Below are 1,203 nucleotides of genomic sequence, written 5' to 3'. Positions count from 1 at the left end.
CCTGTTCGACCCTGACAAGGTGGATGCGGATTTTATCGCCGACTTCCGCAACCGGCATCGACTGACCGGCAAAAAAGTCATCACAACGGTCGGGCGCATTACCCAGCTCAAGGACCACCAAACCTTTATCCGGGCCATCGGCATCCTCGCCGAACAGGGCCATGATGTTGTCGGGCTGGTCGTCGGTGGGGTGCGCGACGACAAACGTGGCTATTTTGACGGGTTGAAAAGATTGACCGCCGAACTGGGGTTGACAGACCGGATCGTTTTCGCCGGAAGCCAGCGAAAGATGGCCGAAATCTACGCCCTGAGCGACGTTGTGGTGTCGAGTTCCAAAAAACCGGAAAGTTTCGGGCGCACCGCCGCCGAGGCATTGGCGATGAATACGCCGGTGGTGGCTACCCGGCATGGCGGGGTGTTGGACATTGTCATTGATAGGGAAAATGGTTTTCTCATAGAAATTCAGGATCCTGTTGCCCTGGCGGATGCTGTATTAGAGAGTGTCTCTTTGGCAAAAGACAATTTAAGAAAGCACATATTGGATAATTTTTCATTGGGAAAAATGGTTGAAGAAACAATCCTGTTATATCGGTCAGAGGTTCGATTGAAATAGGAGGTAAAATGCGTATTAAAACAAGTATTAAAAGACGATTGCATGGTCTAAAAAAAGTAAAGTGGGAAGTGCGTAATTATGATGGAGCTAATTTTATCCTCAATCCGATTAATTATGTAGATAGACGGATATGTTTTGATGGAGGCTATGAAAAAAAACAGAGAGATATATTTTTGTCTTTAGTAAAAGAAACGGGATGTCGTTCATTTATTGATGTTGGGGCAAATTTTGGCCTGTATTCATGTATTGTTGCACATAAATTTGATGATATGGATATTTGCGCATTTGAGTGTGACAGAAGAAATTATGCCCATCTTTTGGGAAATTTACGCATCAACGAAATTCTTGATCGGGTCAGCACACACTTTGTTGCTGCAGGGTCTTTTAATGGACATGTAAAATTTGCGGAAGCTGGACCTAAAAATACAGGCTCATCAAGGGTTGTTCAAAACGGAGAAGGTTTCGTCACTGTTGAGCAGGTTCGGCTGGATGACTATTTGAACGAAATAAGGCTACCGTGCGCCGTAAAAATTGATGTCGAAGGTGGAGAGGTTGGTGTTCTGGAGGGAATGGACAAGTTGCTGAAGAAT

General features: G+C 45.3%; 2 protein-coding genes. Both read left to right on the top strand.

Translation table 11 applies throughout. From position 1 onward, the window contains the following. Position 1 precedes the first annotated feature (1 nt). Complete coding sequence (locus D6694_02550) at positions 2–613, top strand: glycosyltransferase (protein RMH47132.1); 612 nt, start codon at positions 2–4, stop codon at positions 611–613. 8 nt (positions 614–621) lie between these two features. Next, positions 622–1,203, top strand: a 582-nt coding sequence (locus D6694_02545) for an FkbM family methyltransferase (GenBank protein ID RMH47131.1), incomplete at its 3' end; no start/stop codon positions are given.

Source organism: Gammaproteobacteria bacterium (genome assembly GCA_003696665.1).
Taxonomy (GTDB): domain Bacteria; phylum Pseudomonadota; class Gammaproteobacteria; order Enterobacterales.
The sequence above is the reverse complement of the archived record's forward strand: the minus strand, read 5'-3'. Positions and strand labels throughout refer to the sequence as shown.